General features: G+C 68.9%; 16 protein-coding genes. 3 read left to right on the forward strand and 13 right to left on the reverse strand.

All coding sequences use genetic code 11. The features are described from left to right. Positions 1-703: 703 nt before the first annotated feature. On the forward strand, positions 704-1,123 hold the full coding sequence (locus tag CXY82_RS06455; protein WP_104170191.1) for a DUF302 domain-containing protein: 420 nt from the start codon (positions 704-706) through the stop codon (positions 1,121-1,123). Positions 1,124-1,174: 51 nt separating this feature from the next. Further along, positions 1,175-1,888: a hypothetical protein gene (locus CXY82_RS06460; protein ID WP_158252136.1), complete on the forward strand. Its 714-nt coding sequence runs from the start codon at positions 1,175-1,177 to the stop codon at positions 1,886-1,888. A gap of 102 nt (positions 1,889-1,990) precedes the next feature. Here CXY82_RS06460 and CXY82_RS06465 read toward each other — a convergent pair whose 3' ends face one another. The 3 genes from CXY82_RS06465 to CXY82_RS06475 form a co-directional block, all read right to left on the reverse strand. Further along, positions 1,991-3,487: a catalase gene (locus CXY82_RS06465; protein ID WP_104170193.1), complete on the reverse strand. Its 1,497-nt coding sequence runs from the start codon at positions 3,485-3,487 to the stop codon at positions 1,991-1,993. Next, complete coding sequence (locus CXY82_RS06470) at positions 3,484-3,984, reverse strand: Fur family transcriptional regulator (protein ID WP_233199233.1); 501 nt, start codon at positions 3,982-3,984, stop codon at positions 3,484-3,486. Before CXY82_RS06470 ends, CXY82_RS06465 begins: the two co-directional genes overlap by 4 nt. 92 nt (positions 3,985-4,076) lie before the next feature. Continuing rightward, entirely contained in the window at positions 4,077-4,601 is a 525-nt protein-coding gene (locus tag CXY82_RS06475; protein ID WP_104170195.1) for a MarR family winged helix-turn-helix transcriptional regulator, read from the reverse strand. A 61-nt stretch (positions 4,602-4,662) separates the two neighbouring features. Here CXY82_RS06475 and CXY82_RS06480 point away from each other — a divergent pair, with 61 nt between their 5' ends. Next, on the forward strand, positions 4,663-6,729 hold the full coding sequence (locus CXY82_RS06480; protein WP_104170196.1) for an MMPL family transporter: 2,067 nt from the start codon (positions 4,663-4,665) through the stop codon (positions 6,727-6,729). A gap of 151 nt (positions 6,730-6,880) precedes the next feature. On the opposite strand, the gene CXY82_RS06485 is transcribed toward CXY82_RS06480, so the two are convergent. The 10 genes from CXY82_RS06485 to CXY82_RS06530 form a co-directional block, all read right to left on the reverse strand. Further along, positions 6,881-8,335 (reverse strand): amidase, encoded by a 1,455-nt coding sequence (locus CXY82_RS06485; RefSeq protein ID WP_104170197.1) that lies wholly within the window; start codon positions 8,333-8,335, stop codon positions 6,881-6,883. A 72-nt stretch (positions 8,336-8,407) separates the two neighbouring features. After that, positions 8,408-8,770 (reverse strand): hypothetical protein, encoded by a 363-nt coding sequence (locus CXY82_RS06490; RefSeq protein ID WP_104170198.1) that lies wholly within the window; start codon positions 8,768-8,770, stop codon positions 8,408-8,410. A gap of 44 nt (positions 8,771-8,814) precedes the next feature. Further along, positions 8,815-9,393: a GNAT family N-acetyltransferase gene (locus CXY82_RS06495; RefSeq protein WP_174720224.1), complete on the reverse strand. Its 579-nt coding sequence runs from the start codon at positions 9,391-9,393 to the stop codon at positions 8,815-8,817. 26 nt (positions 9,394-9,419) lie between these two features. After that, positions 9,420-10,106 (reverse strand): uracil-DNA glycosylase, encoded by a 687-nt coding sequence (locus tag CXY82_RS06500; RefSeq protein WP_104170200.1) that lies wholly within the window; start codon positions 10,104-10,106, stop codon positions 9,420-9,422. Positions 10,107-10,116: 10 nt separating this feature from the next. Continuing rightward, the gene (locus CXY82_RS06505; RefSeq protein WP_104170201.1) at positions 10,117-10,836 is read right to left on the reverse strand and encodes a Type 1 glutamine amidotransferase-like domain-containing protein; all 720 of its coding nucleotides are present in this window, start codon (positions 10,834-10,836) and stop codon (positions 10,117-10,119) included. After that, a complete protein-coding gene (locus tag CXY82_RS06510; protein ID WP_104170202.1) occupies positions 10,833-11,450 on the reverse strand; it encodes a phosphoribosyltransferase in 618 nt (205 codons plus the stop codon). Before CXY82_RS06510 ends, CXY82_RS06505 begins: the two co-directional genes overlap by 4 nt. A gap of 36 nt (positions 11,451-11,486) precedes the next feature. Next, positions 11,487-12,617 (reverse strand): bifunctional 2-methylcitrate synthase/citrate synthase, encoded by a 1,131-nt coding sequence (locus CXY82_RS06515; protein ID WP_104099879.1) that lies wholly within the window; start codon positions 12,615-12,617, stop codon positions 11,487-11,489. Between the two features lie 46 nt (positions 12,618-12,663). Continuing rightward, complete coding sequence (gene prpB / locus CXY82_RS06520) at positions 12,664-13,575, reverse strand: methylisocitrate lyase (protein ID WP_104170203.1); 912 nt, start codon at positions 13,573-13,575, stop codon at positions 12,664-12,666. After that, positions 13,575-15,110, reverse strand: a complete 1,536-nt coding sequence (locus tag CXY82_RS06525; protein ID WP_104170204.1) for an MmgE/PrpD family protein — start codon at positions 15,108-15,110, stop codon at positions 13,575-13,577. The genes prpB and CXY82_RS06525 overlap by 1 nt, the downstream gene beginning before the upstream one ends. 60 nt (positions 15,111-15,170) lie before the next feature. Next, entirely contained in the window at positions 15,171-15,887 is a 717-nt protein-coding gene (locus CXY82_RS06530) for a GntR family transcriptional regulator (RefSeq protein WP_104170205.1), read from the reverse strand. Positions 15,888-15,968 lie beyond the last annotated feature (81 nt).

Genomic DNA, 15,968 nt, shown 5'->3' on the forward strand with positions numbered 1-15,968 from the left:
TCGCCATGCTCAGCCTCGGCGGCCACAAACCCGCACTCCCCGGCCGGGATTAACCCACGGTTACGACAGGAGAGCCAAAATTCTCCGTCGAATTCGTTCGGGGTTCGGGTCGCGGTGCGGAACTCCAAACGGGAGAAACTCCGGCTGCGCACCGGGCTCGCCACGGCTCCGGTCGATGGGCCTTGCCGCCCTGCGTCCTGCCTCCGCGGGTCAGGGCGGCCAAGCGCGCGCGTGTGGCCAACTCAGGACATCCGTCACCCGCAGTTACCAGCCGGTGCGGAGCAGTGCAGGATCAGCACGGATGTCCGGAGGGCCCGGACGGATCTCCTGAGTTGGCCACACGACGAGCCGGACGTGCCGCGGCACCTCTAGGTTCGGGCGCCCACCCTGAGCTCCCTTGTGGCCGAACCGGTGCAGCTCGGGGCCGGTGAAAGTGGACCGGGTGAATGGGGACGACAGCCGGAGCACGTGAGCAACCTCGACCGCGAATGGCCGGCAGCTCGCGCGGGGGCGGGTGGCGCCGGGCGCATCCGTCGAGGTGAGCATGTCCCACGTATGAAATGCCTGACCTAACGAGAATCCACCCGTTCACGGTGGCAGATCGGGCCGGTGGCGCGCATGATGGTCTGGGGGCCGTCGCGGTCCCCAGTGAATGTCACCGAGTGAATGAACCGGGTGAATGTCACCCAAGTGGAGGAACAGCATGAGCTACGCACACACCGTCACGGTCAATGTCTCGTTCGACGAAGCGGTCCGGATGGCCCGGGAAGCACTGGCCGACCAGGGATTCGGCATACTGACCGAAATCAACATACAGTCCACCTTCGCCGCCAAGCTCGGCCAGGAGGCCGCCGACGCCGTCGGCGACTACCTGATTCTCGGTGCCTGCAATCCCGCCCTGGCCCAGCGGGCCGTGACCGCCGACCCAGGCATCGGCGCCCTGCTCCCCTGCAACGTGGTCGTGCGCCGCCACGCGGGGGCCGGTGAAACCACCGTGGAAGCCCTCGACCCGGCCATCATGGCGCAGCTCAGCGCGAAACCGGAGATCAAGCAGGTCTCCATCGAAGCGGATGCCGGGCTGCGCGCAGCCCTCGCCGCCGTGCTCGCCGGCGCCGCGCAGTAACCTTGGGCCAGGCCTGATCAGGCGGGAAAACGTTGACCAGCGGGGGAATCAATGAACGAACGCACCGGAACAGGTGATCGGACCCGGTCCAGGATCCGGGGCGGCGTCGCCCTGACAGTGCTGGCGGGACTGCTGCTGAGTGCCTGCTCCTCGACCCCCGCACCGGGGTCCACCCCCACGGCCACCGAGGAGGCCACTGCGGTGGCCACTCCCACGACAACGGCTACGCCGACGCAGGCCGCGGCGCCCACCGTGTCGACGATCGTGATGAGCGGCTCCCGACTGGTCAGCCAGACCCCCGACGGGCAGACCGTGCAGACCGCGGTCTTGGACGACGGCCCCGACACGGCCATCGCATTGCTCACGAACGCCTTCGGAACGTCGCCGATCCAGACCGAGATGACTCAGGACGAAGCCTGCGATTCGCCTTCGACCCACTATGTCTGGGACGACGCAATGCTCTCCGTGTCGTCCATCGGGTTCACGGTCAGGTTCAGCGGCCCCTCCGTAGCGGGGATAGCCCTTCGGAGCAGCGGTGGATTCGCGGTCGGCGACAATGCCCAGGCCTTCTTCGATGCGCTCCCGGAGGATCAGGCGCACGATGAATACAACGACGGTTCAGGCCCCTTCGTCTACGACAAGGTGGCTGACGGTGCCCCCTGGGGTGAGGACGGCTCCTCCTTCGGCGGAGTGGCCCTGCTCCAGCCGGGCGGTGTCGTGAAGGCGATCGTCGCGCCCGACACGACGCGCGCCTTCTACTGCTGACGCCGGGCCACCAACGCACCGGATAGAAAGCGGGACACGGGAGCGGGACACGAGAACGCCCGACCTCGAAGAGGCCGGGCGTTTTCGGTCAAGCGGATGCTGCTACGGGGCGGCGTAACCGGCTGCGTCCTCGGCCAGCAGGTCGGCCTCGGCCCAGGTTGCGAGGTTCGCGCGCAGCTTCGCGCCGAGGTCTGCGTCGACGCTGGTCCAGTACGCGATGGCTCGCTCGGTCACTTCGGGACGTTCCACCCCGCTGATGGCACCGGTGATGGTGTCGAGGAAGCGCGCCTTGGCGGCATCGTCGTAGACCTCGCGGTACAGCGTCCCGGCCTGGCCGAAGTCGCTGTCCTCGCTGCGCAGCTGCGCGGCGGCGCGCACGAGTTCGCCGTCGTTCTCCCAGCTTCCGTCGGTTGCCGCCTGCGGGTCGGCCACCGGGCCGCCCAGCGAGTTCGGAGCGTAGTTCGGGACATCCGTCGCGTTGAAGTGATAGCGAGCGGCGCCATCCTGCGAGTAGTTGTTCACGGGAGCCTTCGCGGCGTTCACCGGCAGCTGGTTGAAGTTCGTGCCGACACGGTATCGCTGGGCGTCCGGGTAGGAGAAGATGCGCGCCATCAGCATCTTGTCAGGGCTCGCCGCGATGCCGGGCACGAAGTTCGCCGGGGAGAACGCGGCCTGCTCGATCTCAGCGAAGAAGTTCTCCGGGTTGCGGTTCAGGGTGTGCGTGCCGACCTTGACCAACGGGTAGTCTGCGTGCGGCCACACCTTGGTGATGTCGAACGGGTTGAACCGGTAGGCCTTGGCGTCGTCGTACGGCATGATCTGCACCGAGACGTCCCAGGACGGGAAGTTTCCGGCATCGATGGCGTCGAAGAGGTCGCGACGGTAGTAGTCGGCGTCGGCCCCCGCGATGAGCTCAGCCTCCGAGCCCTCCATCTCGATGTTGCCCTGGTTGGAGGTGAAGTGGTACTTGACCCAGAAGCGCTCACCGGCGGCGTTGATCCACTGGTAGGTGTGCGAGCCGAAGCCGGGCATCTCGCGCCAGGAGCGCGGCAGGCCGCGGTCGCCCATCAGGTAGGTCACCTGGTGCGCGGACTCCGGGGAGAGCGTCCAGAAGTCCCACTGCATGGTCGCGTCGCGCAGGCCGGAGCCCGGCAGGCGCTTCTGCGAGTGGATGAAGTCGGGGAACTTGATGCCGTCGCGGATGAAGAACACCGGTGTGTTGTTGCCGACGATGTCGTAGTTGCCCTCGGAGGTGTAGAACTTCACCGAGAAGCCGCGCACGTCGCGCCAGGTGTCGGGGCTGCCCTGCTCACCGGCAACGCTTGAGAAGCGCTGCAGCGTCTCGGTGGTCGTTCCGGGCGCGAAGACGGCGGCGCGGGTGTACGCGGAGACGTCGCCGGTCACCTCGAAGACGCCGTGCGCTCCGCCGCCCTTGGCGTGCACGATGCGCTCCGGGATGCGCTCGCGGTTGAACTGGGCGAGCTTCTCGACCAGGTAGACGTCGTGCAGGGCAGTGACTCCCTCGGTTCCAACGGTCAGGGAGTGCTCGTCGCTGGCGACGGGCGTTCCCGTCTGCGTGGTGGTGGGCTTGATTGTCATCGTGCTCCTTCGTTCGACAGCGGTGCAGGTGTGGAAAGCGCGGTAAGTGTGGCGGTCTGGCAGTCGGGGCAGAGACCCCAGTAGGTGACCTCGGCGGTGTGCACGGTGAATCCGGAGGTGTTCGTGGGCGTTAGGCAGGGGGACTCACCCACGGCGCAGTCGACGTCGTGCACCGCGCTGCACCGGGTGCAGACGATGTGGTGGTGGTTGTCGCCGACCCGGCGTTCGAAGAGAGCCGGGGAGCCGGCCGGCTCGATCTTGCGGGCGATCCCCACGCCGGTGAAGGCCGCGAGCACACCGTATACCGCCTGCAGTGAGGTGCCCGGCAGCTCGGCTCGAACCGTGGCGTAGAGCCGCTCCGCGGTCGAGTGCGGGGCCTGGTCGAGAACACGCAGCACCGCTAAGCGGGGCCCGGTGACTTTGAGCCCAGACGCACGGATGCTGTCGGCGAGCAGGCCGGACGCCTCAACCGCCCGCATCCGCCCTGTTTCCGTCATGCACCCCACGCTAACAGTTGTTTTGAATTACTCAAAACAATTGGCGACCACCGGGCGTGGCGCGCGCGGGCTGCTGGGCGCGGATCACCGGCTCAGGACGGCGAGCCGAGTGCCGATTGGTAAACGTCGACGACCCGGGCCAGGAAGGCCTCGATGACCTCTCGTTCCTCCTCAGAGAGATCCTGACTGAGCGCCGCCACTCCCCCGATCACCGGAAGCAGTTGCTGGAACGCCCGCGAAACCGACTCCTGAGCCGGCACCACGACCACCTTGCGCCGATCCGACGAGTGCGGATGGCGCTGGGCGTGACCGAGGGCCACGAGCCGGTCGACCACGAGAGTGGTTGCCGCCGTGGAGATGTCCAGGCGGCGGGACAGCTCGCCCGGGGTCAGCGACCCCTCCCGGATCAGGTGCTCCATCGCGGACAGGTCGGTGGCGTTCACCTCGAGCGCCTGCCCGACCTGGCGCTCGAAGGCGCGGGACAGGTGCACGATGTCGTGCAGCTGGAAGCCGATCCGGTCCGAAACCGGCAGACTGGAATCCCGACTTTCGCCGCCCCCCGGCGCGCCGACGACCCCGGGCGCGGAGCCGGGAGCGAACTTGCGACGCTCTTCCATAGGAGCCATACTATTACGAAGATTGCTAGGACGCCTAGCAATCAGGCTTCTTGGAGGAATTTTGCTCGCGATTCAGCGGTTCATCACCGGTCGGCGCACGGCCTGGATCGTACTGATCGCGACGATCGTCGCCGTCGGTCTGCTCTTCTCCCTCCTCCCCTCCGACGATTCCGAGGAGTTCCCCACCTCCGGGCTGCCTACATCCAGCCAGGCCGCACAGGTCGACGCTCTCCTCGCCGAGTTCCCCTCCGCCGAGCAGACCTCCGCGATCGTGGTCTGGACCCGGGAGGGTGCCGACCTGACCCGGGCCGACATCGCAGCCATCGCCGAACGCGGCACCGCCCTCGCCGAGCAGTCGATCGTGCCGCAGGCCACCATGCCGCGGTTCAGCGATGACGGGCAGGCCGCGATCAGCATCGTTCCGCTGGACGCGGACGAGGCCAACGCCGACATCGGCGGGGCGGCCACCGGCATCCGTGACGCCGCGTCCGACGCACTGCCGAGCGGTCTGAACGCCTTTGTCACCGGCGCCGTCGGCTTTCAGTCCGACATCACCAACGCCTTCGCCGGTGCCGACTTCCGGCTGCTGCTCGTCACCGTGATCGTCGTCGCCGTGCTTCTGATCGTCACCTACCGCAGTCCCGTGCTCTGGATCGTTCCGCTCGTCGTCGTCGGCATCGCGGACGGCCTGTCCGGGGTCGTCGTCGGCGCCCTGGCCGAGCCGTTCGGCATCACCCTCGACCCCTCCGTCGCCGGCATCCAGTCCGTGCTGGTCTTCGGCGCTGGCACCAATTACGCCCTGTTGCTCGTGGCCCGCTATCGCGAGGAGTTACTCCGCACCGAGAACCGCAACGACGCCATGCTGGCCGCGGTGCGCGGTGCCGGCCCGGCCATCGCCGCCAGTGGCGGCACGGTCGCGCTCAGCCTGCTCACCCTGCTGTTCGCCGAGCTGTCCGGCAACCGCGCGCTCGGTTTCGCCTGCGCTATCGGTGTCGTCATCGCCATCATCTTCGCGCTGGTCGTGCTGCCGGCTGCCCTTGTGGTCTGCGGTCGCGGCCTGTTCTGGCCGTTCATCCCCCGCTTCGTGCCGGGCGCCGGTGCCGAGCTGCGTCCCGGCTTCTGGACCCGCCTCGGTCGGGGCGTGCAGCGCCGTCCGATCGTGGTCACCGCGGCATCCGTCGCCGCGATCGGCGCCCTCAGCCTGGGCCTGATCGGCGCCTCCGTGGGGCTGTCGCAGGCCGACCAGCTCCTCGGTAAGCCCGAATCGGTGCAGGCGCAGGCCATCGTGAAGGAATCCTTCTCGGCCGGCTTGACCAGCCAGACCATCGTGCTGGTACCGGATGCCGCGGCCGCCGAGGCCACGACGCTTGCCACCGACACGCCCGGCGTCGAGTCCGTGCTGCCCGGCGAGAGCGCGAACGGCCTGACCCGGCTGAACCTCTCCCTGTCCAGCGAGCCGGGCAGCGACGAAACCTTCTCCGTCATCGACACACTGCGCGGAACCTATGCCGACACCTCGGGCGACGTGTCCGAGGCGCTGGTCGGCGGCAGCGACGCCACGGCGTTCGACAACAAGACGAGCGCCCAGGCCGACCAGGCCCTGATCATCCCGATGATCCTGGCGATCGTGTTCTCCATCCTCGCCCTGCTCCTGCGCTCCCTGGTGGCACCCGTTCTGCTGATCCTCAGCGTGCTGGCGACGTACTTCGCCAGCCTCGGTGCCTCCAACTGGATCTTCCAGAACCTGATGGGCTTCCCCGCCTTCAACACCAACGTGGTGCTGTTCGCGTTCCTCTTCCTGGTGGCCCTCGGAGTGGACTACAACATCTTCCTCACCACCCGAGCCCGGGAAGAGAGCATCCGGTTCGGCACGAAGGAGGGCATGGTGCGCGCCCTGTCGTCGACGGGCGCGGTCATCACGAGCGCCGGCATCCTGATCGCGGCGGTCTTCGCCGTGCTGGGCGTGCTGCCGGTCGTGGCTCTCACCCAGATCGGCGTCATCGTCTGCATCGGCGTGCTGCTCGACACGCTCGTGGTGCGCACCCTCGTGGTGCCGGCGCTGGTGTTCCTCACCGGCGACAGGTTCTGGTGGCCGTCCCGTCCGGCCGCGAAGGCCCCGCTGGTCTAGCGCACCGCGGTCGAGAATCCGTGTCGAACCCCGAACGAATTCGGCGGAGATTTTGCTCTAAACCGCGTGTTTAGGCTCAAAAACCGGTGTTTGACCCAAAATCTCCGTCGAATTGGGTCAAGTTGGTTTGACGCCGCGCGCTCGGAATCACTCAGCGGGCGCACGGGAGTCCGAGGCCGCCGGCCTCGGGCGGCGTGCGGTGCTGCCACTGCAGCCTCCGTTCGAGCTGCGCACCGAGCGCCAGTAGCGTGGCCTCCCCGCCCGGCCGGCCGATCAGCTGTACTCCCATCGGCAGTCCAGCCCCGGTTTCGGCAACGGGCAGCACGATCGCGGGCAGTCCGCTCACGTTGACCATGGACGTGAACGGGGTGTACTGCACCTGCTGGGCGAAGTTGCGCTCCCCGTCGACCGCGTCGTACCAGCCCAGCGGGCGCGGCGTGAGCGCGAGCGCCGGGGTCAGCACCGCGTCGAACCGGGACAACTGGCGGATGAACGACCGCTCGTAAGCCGACAGGGCCGCGAGCGCCTGAGCCAGATCCCGAGCGGACAGCTCCCGGCCGCGGTTCATCAGCCAGCGGGTGAGCGGCTCGAGCAGCTTCTCCTGCTCCGGGGTGTCGGCGGGGATGCCCGCAGCGCCGGCCTGCCAGATCGTGCGGAACGCCGGCACATAGCTGTCGTCGGGCTCGAGCGCCGTCTCCTCCAGGCCATGGCCCATACTCGCGAACCCGTCGACGGCCACCATCAGGGCGGCCAGCGCCTCGGGAGCGATCTCGATCGGGTAGGCGTCATCCCAGGCGGAGGTTGTCATCACGCCGAGCTGGAACCGGCCCTCGCCGCGCACGGCGGCGGCCAGCAGAGGTGCATCGTCGCCGGGGGGCCGGAGCGAGTACAGATGCTGCGGATGCCCGCCTCGCGGCGCGATCATGGCGTCCAGCAGCAGGGCGGCATCCGCCACCGTACGTGCCAGCGGTCCGGCCACGCTGAGACCGCCGAGCGCGTTGATCCCGGACGACGAGGGCACCCGGCCGCGCGACGGTTTCAGGCCGACGAGACCGCAGGCTGCCGCGGGGATCCGCACCGAGCCGCCGCCGTCGGAACCCGGAGCGAAGGGAAGCAGCCGGGCGGCGACGGCCACCGCCGCCCCGCCGCTGGAGCCGCCCGCGCCCCGGGAGCGGTCCCACGGGTTGCGCGCGGGCGGCCCGGCCAGCGTCTCGGTGTACGACGGCAGCCCGAACTCGGGCGTGCTGGTCTTGCCGAGGCTCACGCCGCCGGCCGCGTCCAGGGCGAGCACGAGATCGTCGGACTCGGCCGGCACGTAATCCTGCATCAGCCGCGATCCGAACCGGGCCGGCACGCCGGCGCGGCTCTGCAGGTCCTTGTCGGCGAAGGGCAGACCCCAGAGCGGCATGCTGCGCGGCATCAGCTGCTCGACGAAGCGGGCCCGCTTCCGCGCGGCATCCGCTGTCACGCTCACGAACGCGCCGAGGCCGGAGTCCTGAGCCTCGATCCGGCCCAGGTAGTGCTCGGTCAGCTCGGTGGGGCTGATCTCACCGCGCTGCAGCGCCTGCCATTGTTCGAGAGCGGTCAGTTCATGCGGAGCGGCCATCCCCCGAGCCTAGCCAGCCGGGATGCCGGGCATCGGCGCGACGGAGCGGCGAGACGCTCAGCGGCGCGACGCTCAGGAGTGGGACAGCCCGGTCAGCAACGCCTGGAACGCCCGCGGCGCGGCGCGGAGAACGGATACCGCCGCCCACGACCCGGCCCACGGCAGCAGCTGCGCGACGTTGATGATCTCGTACTGCACGAGCGACCCGGCCTCCTCCTCGGGCAGCACCTGGTACTCGCCGCGGTACCACCAGCCGCGCCGCAGCACGAGTCGGCGTCGGTCCCGGTCGGTGTGCACGTTGCCCCCGCCGGCCGCCCCCGAGGCCATCGCCGTCACGAGCCGGTTGAACACGGCGTCGGGGCCGGCCTCGAGGTGTCCTGCGAACGAGCGCAACACGGTGTGGCGCTCGGGCAGGGTGGGCAGGGCATCGGTCATCCCTCGATTTTAGGCGTCCGCTGGCCGCAGGCTCGCCGCTCCGCCTATTTGAGGCTCTTCTGCAGGAGCACGGTGCCGAGCCAGCGGTCGAACTTGAAGCCGACCTTGCCCATCCGGCCGATCTCCGCGAATCCGAAGTCGAGGTGCAGCTTGATCGACGCGTCGGCGCCCTGGTCGGCGACGACCGAGATGATCTCCTTGAGCCCGGCCGCCTGGGAGCGCTCGATGAGTTCGCCGAGCAGCATCCGGCCCAGTCCCTTGCCGGTGGAGGCCGCTCCGAGGTAGATCGAGTTCTCGACCGTGAACCGGTAGGCGCGTTTCTGCTTCCACGGGCTGACCAGGGCGTAGCCGAGCAGCTGGCCGGCCGGGGAGACGGCCACGATGAAAGGCATCCCGAGCTTGCCCAGATAGTAGAACTTGCTGCGCCACTCGGCCAGGGTCATCGGGTCGACGTCGAAGGTGACCGTGCTGTTGGCGACGTAGTAGTTGTAGACCTCCCGGATATACGGCAGATCGGTGATTTGGGCCTCACGCATGGTGAATCCGAACGGCGCCTCTTCCGCGGGCGTCGGTCGAAGGTGTCGGGGCAATTGCCGACGCGGCTGGTATTCCTCTTCAAGCACAGCTAACTCCTCCAGAGAGCTCCAGATTACCCGAGGGACCAGTCCACCGGGGCCGCCCCGGTGCGGCCGAGGTACTCGTTGGCCCGGCTGAACGGCTTTGAACCGAAGAATCCGCGCCTGGCCGACAGCGGGCTCGGGTGCGCGGACTCGATCACCGGCGTGTCCCCGAGGAGCGGCCGCAGCGTGCCGGCATCCTTCCCCCACAGGATCGCCACGAGCGGCCGGTCCCGGGCGACGAGGGCACGGATGGCCTGCTCGGTCACGCTTTCCCAGCCGCGGCGCCGGTGCGACCCGGCCAGGCCGGCCTGCACGGTGAGTACGCGGTTGAGCAGCAGCACCCCCCGCCGCGACCACGGCGAGAGGTCTCCGGTGGCGGCGGTGACGCCCACGTCGTCGTGCAGCTCCCGGCAGATGTTCGCCAGGCTGCGCGGCAGAGGTCGCACGTGTGCCTCGGTCGCGAAGGCGAGCCCGATCGGATGTCCCCGGGTCGGGTACGGGTCCTGGCCGACGATGAGCACCCGCACGGCGTCGAACGGCTCGGCGAAGGCGCGGAAGACGTTCTCCGGGGACGGTAGCCAGATGCGGCCGGCCAGAGTCTCGGCGCGCAGGAGCTCCGCCATCCGGTCGATCTCCGGCCCCACCGGCGCCAGCGCCTGGGCCCAGCCAAGATCGATGGCCCGGCTCTCGGTCAGCGCCGCGAGGGTGACGGGCATGATGCTCGGCTCAGGCCCCGAAGGTGCTCACGAGCACCCCGCCGTCGGCCTCGCTGACCCGCCAGACACTGCCGGCTCCGACGACGCTGAGCGCGCCCTCGCCGACGACCAGCGCGGTGTTCTCGTCGACGGCCAGGCCGCCGTCGATCAGGCCGGCCTCGGTGGCCGCGACCAGCCGGGACAGCGTGCCCCACTGGGCGGCGTGCACCTCCACGGTGACGTCGAGCAGCCCGATGCCGGGTTCGACGGTGATCTCGTCGAGCCCCTCGGCGGCGTGTTCGCCGCTGACCTCGACGCCGCCCATGCGCCAGCCGCCGATCAGGGCACGCTCGGCCGCGATCATCGCGCCGGCAGAGAATCCGAGATAGGGGACGCCGGCGGCCACCTGACGACGGATCTCACCGAATATCGGGGCCACGGCGACCAGGTAGGCGGGGGTGACTCCGCCGCCGACCAGGATTCCGTCGGCCTCGGACACAGCGGTCAGGGCGAAGACGTCGCCCGGGGCGACGACGGTGACCTTCGGCTCGAACTCGCCGGCCGCGGAAACGGCGGCGACCAGGTTCGCGGCGTGGTCGGCGGCGTCTTCGGCACGCACGACGAGGATCGCGATGCCAGGCTCCGCGCGGCCTGCCACGACTCCGCGCGCCGTGGCCTCGGCCAGGAAGGGTCCGAAGACGGCCGCGTCTGTCCGGGGGTTCCAACCGCCGCCGACCAGGTGCACGCTCACAGCAGGGCGCCCCGGGCCACGAGGGGCAGGCTGGCGGCGAGCAGGCTCGCGACAGGCAGGGCGTCATCGAGCTGTGCGCCGCCCGGCAGGCTCGCACCGGTGAGGCTCTCCGCTACGGGAGGCAGCGAGGACCAGGGGAACACGATCCAGCGGTCCGTTTCACACCAGGTGAAATCGGGCACCAGCACGGTGCGAGGCTTCGTGTACAGGGTGGCGGTGCGCACCTCGCAGGCGGTTTCCCGCAGCAGCGCGACGACCATCGCGAGGGTGTGCCCGGAGTCGGAGACGTCGTCGACGAGCAGCACCCGCAGGCCGGTCAGCGACGGCGCGTCGAGCATCGGTCCCGACAGGACCGGCACGGGGAGGCGCTCGTCGACGCCGGTGTAGAACTGCACGTTGATGCTGCCGCAGTTCTTGGTGCCCAGCGCATACGACATGGCGCCGGCGAGCAGCAGCCCGCCGCGGGCGATGGCGATCACGACATCCGGCTGGAAACCGCTCGACAGCACCGCCTTCGACAGCTGGCGGGACGCGTCCGCGAACACGTCCCAGCCCAGCACTTCCCGCTCAATTCCGGTCACATCACGTGCAGCGTCGTCCGCGTCGAATCCCATTTCCCAATGGTAGGTCACGGCGCGGTCACGGTGAGCTCAGGCCAGGTGCCGCTCCTCGTGGCCGTTATAGAGCGAGAGCGGCCGGATCAGGGCATTCGATGCGGTCTGCTCGATGATGTGCGCGGTCCACCCGGTCAGTCGCGCCGCGACGAAGATCGGCGTGAAAGTGAGGGTGTCGAATCCCATCAGGTTGTACGCAGGTCCCGACGGGTAGTCCAGGTTGGGCAGGATGCCGGTGCGCGTCGTCATCCCCGCCTCGAGGGATTCGTAGAGCTCCAGCAGGTCCGGCCGGTCATAATGCTCGACCAGGGTGACCAGCGCAGTGCGCATGGTCGGCACCCGCGAGTCCCCGTGCTTGTACACCCGGTGGCCGAAGCCCATCACCTTCCGCTTTGCGGCGAGGGTCTCGTTCAGCCACGCCTCGGCGCGCTTCCCGGCGCCCAGGCCGAGCCCGATTTCGTCGAAAATGTGCATCACGGCCTCGTTTGCCCCGCCGTGCAGCGCGCCCTTGAGAGCCCCGATCGCTCCGGTGACCGCGGAGTGCAGGTCGGACAGGGTCGAGGTGATCACGCGGGCGGTGAACGTCGACGCGTTGAAGGAGTGCTCCGCATACATGATCATGGACACATCGAACGCGTTCACGACCACGAGTTCGGGCACCTCGCCGAACGTCATGAACAGGAAGTTGGCCGAGTAGCCGAGGTCGCTGCGCGGTTCGATCAGCTCGAGGCCGTGGCGGCGGCGCTGGTCGTAGGCCACGATCGCCGGCATCTGGGCCCAGAGCCGCAGGCCCTTGGCACGGTTGGCCGCCGGCGACGCGTCGGCCGCATCGGGGTCGTTCGCGCCGATCAGGCTGACCGCCGTGCGCACGACGTCCATCGGGTGCGCCGTCATCGGCAGCTCGTCGATGACGCGCTTCACCGCAGGAGTCAGGTGCCGGAGGGAGCGTTCCTGCTCCTCGAATTCACCCAGCTCGACGTCGGTCGGCAACTCGCCGTGCCAGAGCAGGTAGGCCACCTCCTCGAAGCTCTTCTGTGCCGCGAGTTCCTGCACCGGGTAGCCCCGGTACAGCAGCGAGTTCGATTCGGGGTTGACCTTGGACACCTGCGTATGGTCGACCACGACGCCGGCGAGGCCCTTGTAAATGGTCGGTTCGTTCTGACTCATGTAGCTCCCTTGCGTTGAGACTGGATCTGCGTGCGGGGCCGGGCTGCTACGAGGCAACATCCGGGTTGAGGGTGAAGTTGAAGACGCCGGAATCGAAGTGGCTGTACGACTCGTAGTCGAGCAGCTCGTAGAGCCTCGCCCGGTGCTGCATCTCCGGCAGCAAGCCGGTCAGTGAGCCCTGCGCCTCGATGGTGTCGAGGCCGCGTTCGGCCGCCCCCATCGCGAGGCGCAGCAGGGACACCGGGAAGATGACGATGTTCATGCCGACATCCGCCAGCTGCTGGGTCGTGTAGAGCTCGCCCTTGCCGAACTCGGTCATGTTCGCCAGCACCGGCACGTCCACGGCGGCGCGGATGGCCGCGAACTCGGCCAGGGATGCCATCGCCTCCGGAAAGATCGCGTCAGCCCCGGCGTCGACGAGCTTCTTCGCCCGGTCGACCGCGGCAGCCAGGCCGTCGACGGCACGGATGTCCGTGCGCGCCATGATCAGGAAGTTCGGGTCGCGCCGGGCATCGACGGCCGCCCGGATGCGCTTGGCCGCCGTGTCGTCGTCGACGACCTGCTTGCCGTCGAGGTGACCGCAGCGTTTCGGATTGACCTGGTCCTCGATGTGCATGCCGGCCAGGCCGGCATCCTCGAGCGTCTGGATCGTGCGTGCCACGTTCATCGGCTCGCCGAAGCCGGTGTCGGCGTCCACGATCGTGGGCAGGTCGCTCATCCGGGCGATCTGCTGGCTCCGGCCGGCCACCTCGGTGAGAGTGGTCAGGCCGATGTCGGGCAGACCCAGGTCGGCCGAGAGCACCGCGCCGGAGATGTACACCCCTTCGAAGCCCTTGGCCGCGATCAGTCGGGCCGAGAGCGGGTTGAACGCACCGGGGAAGCGCAGCAGCCGGCCGCTCGCCAGGTCCTCGCGGAACGCGGCCCGCTTGGCGGCAGGGCTGACTTTCGAGTACAACATCAGAAGATTCCGTTCGGGGTGGGAAGTGAGGCGAGCAACCCGTTACGGGCCACGATGGTGAGCTGGCCGAGCTCCCCGGCGCCAAGCCGCGGCAGGCGTTCGGCCGCGGCGAGGAAGCGCACGATCTCGCCCTCCTCGACCACGTCGGCCGCGAGGGTGCGGAACTTGTGCACGTATTCGGCCCGCCCGAACGGCTTCGCGCCGAGCGGATGGGCGTCGGCGACGGCGATCTCGTCGACGACCCGGCTGCCGTCGGTGAGCTCGATCTCGACTCGACCGCCGAAGGCCTTCTCGGCCGGGTCGAGCGAGTGGTACCGGCGGGTCCACTCGCTGTCTTCCGTGGTGGTCACCTTGTTCCAGAGGGCGATCGTGTCGGCCCGGCCGGCGCGTTCGGGCCGGTAGGAATCCACGTGGTGCCAGCTGCCGTCCTGCAGGGCGACCGTGAAGATGTACGGGATGGAGTGGTCGAGGGTCTCCCGGCTGGCCGTGGGGTCGTACTTCTGCGGGTCGTTCGCGCCCGAGCCGATCACGTAGTGGGTGTGGTGGCTGGTGTGGATGACGACGGATACGACGTTGGCCGGATCGGACAGGGCCGGGTGCTCCCGGTGCAGCTTCCGGGCCAGGTCGATCCACGCCTGCGCCTGATACTCCGCCGAGTGCTCCTTCGTGTAGCTGTCCAGGATGGCGCGCTTGGCTTCACCATTCGACGGCAGCGACACCTCGTAGGCGGCATCCGGCCCGTCGAGCAGCCAGGCGATCACGCCGTCTTCACCCTCGTAGATCGGGGTGGGGCTGGTTTCGCCGCGCATCGCGCGGTCGACCGCCTCCACCGCCATCTTGCCGGCGAAGGCCGGGGCGTGTGCCTTCCAGCTGGAGATCTCGCCCTTCCTGGACTGCCGGGTGGCCGTCGTGGTGTGCAGCGCCTGCCCCACCGCCTGGAAGATGGTCTCGGGGTCGAGCCCGAGCAGGGTGCCGATGCCGGCGGCCGCCGACGGGCCGAGGTGGGCCACGTGGTCGATCTTGTGCGCGTGCAGGCTGATGCCCTTGACCAGGTCGATCTGGATCTCGTAGCCCGTGGCGATGCCGCGCACGAGGTCGCGACCGGTCAATCCGCGGGCGGTGGCGAGGTGCTGGGCGACCGCGACGACCGGCGGGATGTTGTCGCCGGGGTGTGAGTACTCGGCGGCGAGGAACGTGTCGTGGTAGTCGAGCTCACGCACGGCGACCCCGTTGGCCCAGGCCGCCCACTCCGGTGACACCCGGCGGGAGCGCTGCTCACCGAACACGGTCGCCCCGACGCCGTTGAACGAACGCGGGTGCGCCAGCGCCTGCGAGCGGGCCGACACCACCGGGCGCCGGGTCAGCGACGCCGCGGCGACGGCGGCGTTGTCGATCACCCGGTTGACGATCATCTCGGTCACCGCGTCGCTCACCGCGACCGGATCGGCAGCGACCTCGGCGATCTTCCAGGCCAGCTGGTCGGTGCGGGCAAGGTTCTCGTCGCTGCGGTGAACACGAACGTGGTGGAGCTGCACGGTGGATCCCTTCGATTGGTTCGATTGGTTCGATTGGTTCGATTGGTTCGAATAGTGCGGTTAGCGCGGTGGAGGCGATGGGTCGGCCGGAACGGCCGACGATCCCCGGAGGGTCGCGAGAACGCTGGTGAGGCTCTGGTGGAGGTGCACGTGCGTGGCGTGGGCGGCCAGCGACGAGTCACCCGCCAGAACGGCGTCCACGATGAGCAGGTGCTCGGCGGCGGCGCTTCGGAGCCGGTCCGGGTTGTCCCGGGCCAGGCGACGGATGCGGGCGAGGTGCGTGCGCACCCCGGCGAGCGCACCCACGAGGAAGGGGTTCGCCACGGCCACGTCGAGGGCCAGGTCGAACTCGTCGATCAGCTCGTAGTAGCGGCGTAGTCCCGCCTTGCCGTGCCGGAGCAGCTCCGGGGCCGCAAGGAACTGCGTGCGGAGAGCCTCGAAGACCGCCGGGTCGCGGCGCTCGGCGGCGATCCGGGCGGCGTGTTCCTCCAACGCCCGTCGCACCTCGTAGAGTTCCCCGATTCTGTCCACGCTCATCTCGGTGACCATGAACCCACGGCCGGTGCGGCCGGCCACCAGACCGTCGGCGATCAGCCGGGCGATCGCCGCGCGCAGAGGGGTGCGCGACACCCCGATCCGGGCGGCCTGCTCCACCTCGAGCAGCCCTGTGCCGGGCGCCAGGAGGCCGTCGAGAATCTCGCCGCGCAGCTGCCGGTAGGCGCGTTCACTTGCGCGAACCGGAACCGTGGTCCCCGTCGTTGGGGTTTCTGTATACACAAATCACATGTTATTCCCTTATTGCGGGATTTGTGCCAGACTTCACGAATTCTATGTATACATAGGAACTTCAACGGAGAG

This window comes from Cryobacterium sp. M23, assembly GCF_002929655.1.
Taxonomy (GTDB): domain Bacteria; phylum Actinomycetota; class Actinomycetes; order Actinomycetales; family Microbacteriaceae; genus Cryobacterium; species Cryobacterium sandaracinum.